Here is a 7,283-nt window from a genome sequence, read left to right on the forward strand (position 1 = left end):
CGCGGCTCTCCTCGGCGTGGGTCACGTTGATGAGCATGACCTTTCGGCTGTTTGTGGCCACTCGGTAATCTCCTGGAGACGGCGGCCGCGCCGGTCGCCGCGGCGCAAAGACACCCGAAGGGCGCCGAAGGGACCCGCGGCCGGCTGTCCGGGACGCCCGGGCGCTGCGAAGGCCGCTTCGAGTCGATCGGGCGGCTCGCGCGCTTGCACGCTCCCGCCGGACGCGGCGGGCGGACCGGGCGTTTACGAGACACGCCCCAGCCGACGCCCGGCGCCCGGCGGTCGCCGCCGGCGCTCGTACCGACGCACGGCTGGTGCGGTTCGGTCATCCTGTGCCAATCTTATAGCCTCTCGACGCTGCGGGCATCGGGGCCTCCCGGCGCCGGCCCCTCCCCCCGGCGGAGGTCCGACCATGAGCGCCCCCACGCCGTCGCCCCCGCCCGTGGGTCTGGCCTTTCTCGATGCCGAACTGACCTTCGTCACCGACGACGCCCGACTGCACGCCGCGGTGGTCGAGCGGCTCGGCCCGTTCGTGCGCGAGCCGGGAGAAGGACCGACCTTCGCCGCACGGATCCACGCCGACCCGCCCCGCGTCCGCTGGGACGGGCACGAACTCTCGCTGCCACGGGCTTCGGTCGAGGAGCACGCTTTCGGCCTCCTGTTCCGCGCCGCCCTCGACCGCGTCGAGCGCTACCTCGTGCTCCATGCCGCAGCCGCCGCGAAGAACGAACGCGCTCTCCTCATCGCGGGTCCGTCCGGGGCCGGGAAGACCACGCTCGCGCTGGCCCTCGCGGCCGGCGGGCTCCGGCTGCTGTCGGACGATTTCACCCCGCTCGATCCGGCGGACGGTCTCGTGCTCCCCTTCCCCAAGGCGATCGGGGCGCGCGACGGGGCCGCGGCCCGCATCGCGGATCGGCTGGGCCTCGAGCCCGCGCCGCCGAGGCCGGTCCGGCCGGTGGCACCGCTCGCGCCGGCGCGCCCCGCGCTGGTGGTCCTCCTCTCGCAGGAGGGTGCTCCCGATCCGAGACGTCCTTACCTCTTCTCCGTGACGGTGGCGGGGGACGCCGAGGAACTCCTCCGAGCGGCCTCCGACCCGCCGCACATCGAGCCCGCCGGCTGCACGGCGGGCGAGGTGCGCTTCCGCGTTCGGCCGGGGCTGCAGGCCACCCGTGCCCTGGAGGATCTGCTCCGGCGGTTCGCCCCCAGGATCGTGGCGTACGGGGCGGCCGCCGAGGCGGCCTTCGCGGCGGCCGAACGGCCGGTTCTCGAACCGCTCGGAGCCGCGGCGGCGCTCACCCTCCTCGCGCGGGAGGTGCAGAACCGGAGGCCGGGAGGCGCGCTGATGCGTCGCCTCGGGGGCGATCTTTCGAAACTGATGGACGAGCTCGCCCGAGGCCTCGCGGGCGCCTCCTTCGCCTGGCTGCGCCCCGGCCCGCCCGAGCCGACGGCCGCGCTTCTCGCGCAGGCACTCGACGAGGCGGTGCGCCGGTCATCCCGATCCGGTTGACCGGTCGTCGGGCTCTTCCCCGGCGGGCGCCTCGTCGGCCGCGCCCTCCTCTTCCGGCTCCGGCAGCACGTCGAGGACCACCTCCGGCAGATCGCGCACGGCGAGCCGGTACAGCCCCGGCTCGTCCGGGATCTCGAACACGCACCGCACCGGAAGGGCGGCCGGCCTCCCCTCCTCGCCGCACCACGCCTCCAGCTCTCCGTGTCCGCTCATCAGGACCGGCTGCCCTTGGACCTCGACCGGCACCCCGACCGGCCGGTAGAGGTCGCCCCGCGCATCGCGCAGCACCACGTCCGCTCCGGCCCCGCAGGGCACGAGCCGCATCACCTCGGGACCGCCCTCCGCCGCCCTCAGCACGAAAGCCACCTCGAGGAAGATGCGCCCCTCGAGGGGACGGACCCCCGCGTAGTCCCGGCGCGTCTGGTGTCCGAGGGACAGGAGGCGGACGTCGCCGGCCTCGATCTCGAGACCGGCGGCACGGGTGGCCCGTTCGCCCCGAAGGTGGCGCGCGAGCCAGTCCAGGATGCGGTGGAGCGCGTCGACCCGATGCGCCGGTTCGAAGATCCCGTGCCCCTCGCGCGGGTAGTAGACCAGCTCGACTTCCCGGCCCAGCGCCGTCAGGGCGCGGTGCAGGGCCTTGCTGTTGGTGAATGGGGTCGTGTCGTCCTCGAGTCCGTGGAGGATCAACACCGGGGCTGTGATCGACTCCACCTGCGTCAGGGGGGAACGCTCGCGGTACAGATCGGCGGCGCGCCAGGGCGGCTCGCCGAGGTAGTGGACCTCCCAGGAGGAGAACTCCGACGTCGTGTAGTCCTGGGCCAGATCGAAGATCCCGGCGATGGAGATGCCGGCCCGGAACCGGTCGCTGGTGGCCAGCAACCAGTTCGTCATGTAACCGCCGTAGCTCGCCCCCGCCACCGCCAGCCGCTCGGGATCCACCAGGCGCTGGCCGACGATCGCCTCGACGCCGGCGAGAATGTCGCGCGCGTCGCCTCCCCCGAGATCGCCTCGCGACGCCAGCGCGTATCGCGAGCCGTATCCCGAGGAGCCCCGGTACTGAGGCATGAACACGGCGAACCCCTCGGCGGCGATCGCTTCCGCGTCGTAAACCCGGAGCGTGTCCTGGACCCTCCAGTGCGGCCCGCCGTGGATCCACACGAGCGCGGGCGGCGGGCGGTCGCCCGGCTCGGGCGGCAGGAGGAGCAGTCCCTCGTGCTCGAACCCGTCGCACCGCCAGCGGATGCGCCGGCGCCGGGCGCGCTGCCAGTCCTGCGCTTCCTCGTGGAGCCGCGTCAGCAGCTCGATCTCTCCCGTCCCCGAGTCGATGCGGGCCACCTGGGGCAGGGACGAGCCGTCCTCGACCACGGCAGCCAGGCGCCCGTCGGTTCGGGCGGCGGCGATGTGCCAGATCGTCCGGCCTTCCAGCGGCAGCGGTTCCCACCGGCCGGTGGCGGGGTCGACGAGGATGATCCGCGACTCGAGACCCCATGCGACCAGCACTGCCGCCCGCCCGTCCGGGAGGACGACGAACTCCTCGAGATCGCGGTCCACCCCTTCCAGCAGCGGCCGCGGAGGGGCCGAGGGATCGTCGACCGGAACCGCGAACAGCTCCTGGCGGCTGTACGAGATGGACGGATCGGCCCATCCGTGGAAGAGGAGGTACCGCCCGTCGGCGGTGAACCGGGGAGTCGTCTCGGCCCCGCCTCGCCCGCGGGAGGCGCGTCGCTCGCGGCCCGTCCGGAGATCGCGGACGACGATCTCGGTTCGATCCGCGTCCCCCGGCCGGCCGGTGTGGTTGGTCGCGTACGCGAGGAGGCGGCCATCCGGCGAGACGTCGAAGTCCTCGACGCCTCGGCGGCCGCCCAGAAGGCGCTCCGGCCGTCCCCCATCGAGCGGATGCCGGCAGATTTCCTGGAACGGGATCTCCCGATGCTCCACCTGCGGATCGTCGCGGTTCTCCTCCCGCCGCCTCCGCCATGCCCGCACCGCGGGCGGGCGCGGCTCCGGTCCGAGGGTCACCACCGCGGAGCCGTCCGGCCAGAACCGGAACAGATCGACCCCTTCGGGGGCCTCCGTGAGCCGCCTCGCCTCGCCCCCGTTCCAGGGAAGAAGGAAGACCTGGTAGCGCTCCCCCCCGTCCTCGCGCCGGTCGTCCTCCTCGTCCTCGTGCGGCTGGGGGCGGAACGTCACGAACGCGAGCGAGCGGCCGTCGGGCGCCCAGGCCGCCGCGCCGGAGTCCCTGAGGCCGAAGGTGATCTGCCGGCAGCCCTCCCTCTCCTCCCCGTCCGGGGCCACGTGGAGCTGCGCCCGAATCTCGCCGCGGCCGAAGTCGGTCTCGGTCAGGGTGAAGACCACCCGCTCCCCGTCGGGGGAGATCGCCGGATCCTCCGGGACGCGGAGGCCGACGAGGTCGCGCGGCGTGATGCGTCGGCCCATCGGGGACGCCTCCTGGCGGGCGGGCGCCCGCTCGGGTGGCGGATTCTACGCGCCGGGGGGCGGTTCGGGCCGGCCAAGTCCCCAGCCCGGGCGTCGGTTCGGTCGAGTCCCCCGGCCGCGCGTGGGTTCGGCCGGTCAAGTCCCACGGCCCAGCGTCGAAGAGGGACGAGAGGCCCCACCGTGACCGCGCCGTCCGACCGGCCCAGGACGTTCTTTCCCGTTTCCCTTGAGCTGCTCGAGGTGGGGCAGCTCCTTCCCTGCGACATCTGGCTCAAGCACGGCGACGCCGAGCCGGTTCTGTACCGGGCCAGCCGCCTTCCGTTCGAGGCGGAGCACAAGCGGCGGCTGATCGAGTCCGGCGTCCAGTCGGTTTGGATCTCGTTCGGCGACGCCGAGTCCTGGAACGACCACCTGGCCCGGCAGCTCAGGACGCGCGTGCGGGACCCGTCCATCCCGCTCCCCGAGCGGATGCGGATCATGGTCCACAGCGCACGCGACCTGATGCGGACCATCGTCGAGAACCCGCGTGCTCCCGGCGTCAAGGACCAGGTGGACGCCGTGAGCGAGTCGATCGCCGAGCTGATCGACGGTCCCGAGGCGCTGGCCGCCGCCGTTCGGCTCATGGAGCACGACTACTACACCTACACCCACTCGCTGCACGTCGCGATCTACGCCACCTCCCTGGCGCGCGACATCGGAATCTCCGACACCGACGACCTCCGGAGCATCGGCCGCGGCGCGCTGATGCACGACTGCGGCAAGTGCGGGCTGCCGGCGAGCCTCCTCAACAAGGCCGGGACGTTGACCCGGGAGGAGTGGGAGCTGATCAAGACTCATCCGGTGCGCGGGGTCGAGGTGCTGACAGAGTCGGGCTGGACCGATTCGCTCGCGATCGAGATCTGCCAGGCGCACCACGAACGACTCGACGGCTCCGGGTACCCCCAGGGCCGCACCGCTCCGTCGATCCCGCCGGAGGTCCGGATCGTGTCGATCTCGGACGCGTTCGACGCCATGACGACCGACCGGTCGTACCAGAAGGCCCGGACCGGGGCCGAGGCGCTCCGGGTTCTCCACGTGGAGGGCGCCCAGAAGTACGACCAGAAACTGCTCCAGCGGTTCGTCCGGCTGATGCTCGATCGGGAGAGAGCGTCGGTCCGGTGACCCTCAGCGGCACCGCGCGAGCCGCTCCCGCAGCGGCTCCGCCCGGCTCCCGTCCTGCAGATCGCCGGCCAGTTTCCTCGCCTCGCGGCACTCCCCCTCGTCGATGAGGATGGAGGCGAGGCCGATCCTGGCGCGGTCCGCCGTCTCGGCGCCGAGATCGCGCCGGCGGCGCAGCACGCGCCGGTAGAGTTCCTCGGCCTGATCCGAGGCCCCGTGGCGGCGCGCGAATTCCGCCAGCGAAAGCAACGCGGTGGGATCGCCGCGCCTCCGCTCCGCCTCGTGCGCCCAACGCGACAGGTCGCGGTAGCTCTCCGCCACCTCCTCGAGGTGAGCGCGCATCGCCGGGGCATCCTGATAGCCGAGGAGGGAAAGGATCGGCGCGCCATCGGAAGCCGCGATGACGATGGTGGGATAGGCGTCCACGCCGTAGCGCGCCGTGAGGTTGACGTCACGGTCGCCGTCCACCTCCAGCGCCACGTAGCGGGCCAGGAGCTTTCTGACCTCCTCGTCGCGCCAGGTCGACCGGTCCATCTCCCGGCACGCGACGCACCAGGTGGTTCTGAAGTCGATCAGGATCGGGCGGCCCGACTTCTCCGCCGCCGCGAACGCCTCGCGGGCGTCGTGGAGGAAGAGCTCCGAGCCCGCCCCCGCGGGCAGCCCGGACGCACCGAGCGCGGCGGTCACGGCGAGGGCGACGCGGATCGGTACCGGCACGTTGCGCCTCCGTTCGGTCAGCGGGAGAGCTCCGCTCTGAGGTTCAGGAACCAGGAGCGGCCCGCGAGCGGTCCCCAATTGTAGTCCGTGGCCGGGTCGCCCAGGTCGTTCTGCAGCCGGCCGGTGACGTTGTCCGCCCCGGCGCCGAGGACGAGCCACCGGTTCAACCGCGCCTCCAGCGCGACGTTCACCTGCCAGAAGCCGGGCGTCTCGACGTAGGCCGCCACCGGTACGAAGGAGCCCGGAGCGTAACGCTGGATGAGCATCGTGCCGGTGTAGGACGCCTGCGCGGAGACGGTCACGCGGCGATGAGGGGTCCACCGGGCCGCCAGCGATCCCGTGCGGACCGGCTGGAACGGGATCCGGTCGAGCGGCGGGATCGGGAACGGGATCTTCACGCCGGGGAAGTTCACCGGATCGAGTTCGATGCCGATCTCGGTCAGCGCGGGACCGCGGGCCCGGAAGTCGAGCCAGCCGATGCTCCCGTCGAGCGTCAGGGCGTCCACCGGCCGGTAGCGGAGGGCCAGCTCCAGCGTGTTCGCCCTCGCCTCGGGGACGTTCGTCTGGACCAGCGTCGCCACGTACTCGGTCGTGAACCCGGTCCACCGGAGGATGTAGTCGTCGAAATCGGTCCGCGACGCGTACACGCTCGCCCGGAGGACCGGTGACGGCTGGTAGACCGCCTCCAGCGCGTACGTGGTCCCCGTCTCGGCGCGCGTCGAGGTGTTGCGCTGGTACCGCTGGCCGCAGCAGACCTCGCTGAAGATGGGGCGAGGGACGCGGAAGGTGCGGCCCCCCAGGACCCGCAACGTCAGGCCCTCCGCCGGGAACCAACGCAGCGTCGCCCGCGGCGACAGCTGGCTGCCGAAGAAGGCGTCGTCGTCGTACCGGAGCCCGAAATCCAGATCCCAGCGGCGAGCGCTTCGCCCCGCCTTCACGAACACCGAGCGCGTCTTGACCCGATCGACGGCGTCCTGGATCGATCCGGTGAAGTCGGCCACCGTCACCGCCTCGACGCGCTGCGATTCGCCCTCCACACCGGCCGAGATCCGCCAGGCGAGTCCAAGCGGCCGGTCGAAGCGCACCTGCCCCCAGTCGATGACGTCGGCGATGCGGTAGCGCGGGAACAGATCGCTGAACGGGCTCGACGGATCGGCGGTGAGCTGCGAGATGACGATCTGCCGGCGGCGCGATTCGAGCAGCCGCACCGACAGCGCGCCGCCCCGCCGGAACCGCCACCGGTAGCCGGCCCGGTACTCCCGGCGATCGATCAGGGTGTCCTCCCGGGTCCAGGCCGGCGATCCCGGCCCGCCGAGACGGGTGTCGTAGCCCCCGCGGCCCTCGTAGACGTCCTCGCCCTGCCAGCTCGCTCCCAGCTCGAGCTCATGCCTCTCGGCCGCCGCGATGTGGGCCCGCAGCTCGGCGAACTCCCGGTCCAGGCGCCCGACGTCGTTGAAGCCATCCC

Annotated in this window: 4 protein-coding genes; 2 read left to right on the top strand and 2 right to left on the bottom strand. The window is 72.6% G+C overall.

The window, feature by feature from the left end:
• Positions 1 to 412 precede the first annotated feature (412 nt).
• On the top strand, positions 413 to 1,507 hold the full coding sequence (locus tag D6718_00800; GenBank protein RMG48912.1) for a hypothetical protein: 1,095 nt from the start codon (positions 413 to 415) through the stop codon (positions 1,505 to 1,507).
• Here the strand turns inward: D6718_00800 and D6718_00805 are convergent.
• Positions 1,490 to 3,943 carry a S9 family peptidase gene (locus tag D6718_00805; GenBank protein ID RMG48913.1) on the bottom strand — a complete coding sequence of 818 codons (2,454 nt, stop codon included), beginning with the start codon at positions 3,941 to 3,943 and terminating at the stop codon, positions 1,490 to 1,492. The two genes, D6718_00800 and D6718_00805, sit on opposite strands and share 18 nt — an antisense overlap.
• A 180-nt stretch (positions 3,944 to 4,123) precedes the next feature.
• On the opposite strand from D6718_00805, the gene D6718_00810 reads away from it, so the two are divergent.
• The gene (locus D6718_00810) at positions 4,124 to 5,104 is read left to right on the top strand and encodes an HD domain-containing protein (GenBank protein RMG48914.1); all 981 of its coding nucleotides are present in this window, start codon (positions 4,124 to 4,126) and stop codon (positions 5,102 to 5,104) included.
• 3 nt (positions 5,105 to 5,107) lie between these two features.
• Here D6718_00810 and D6718_00815 read toward each other — a convergent pair whose 3' ends face one another.
• Positions 5,108 to 7,183, bottom strand: a complete 2,076-nt coding sequence (locus D6718_00815; GenBank protein RMG48915.1) for a DUF255 domain-containing protein — start codon at positions 7,181 to 7,183, stop codon at positions 5,108 to 5,110.
• Positions 7,184 to 7,283 lie beyond the last annotated feature (100 nt).

The sequence above is a fragment of the Acidobacteriota bacterium genome (genome assembly GCA_003696075.1).
GTDB lineage: Bacteria > Acidobacteriota > Polarisedimenticolia > J045 > J045 > J045.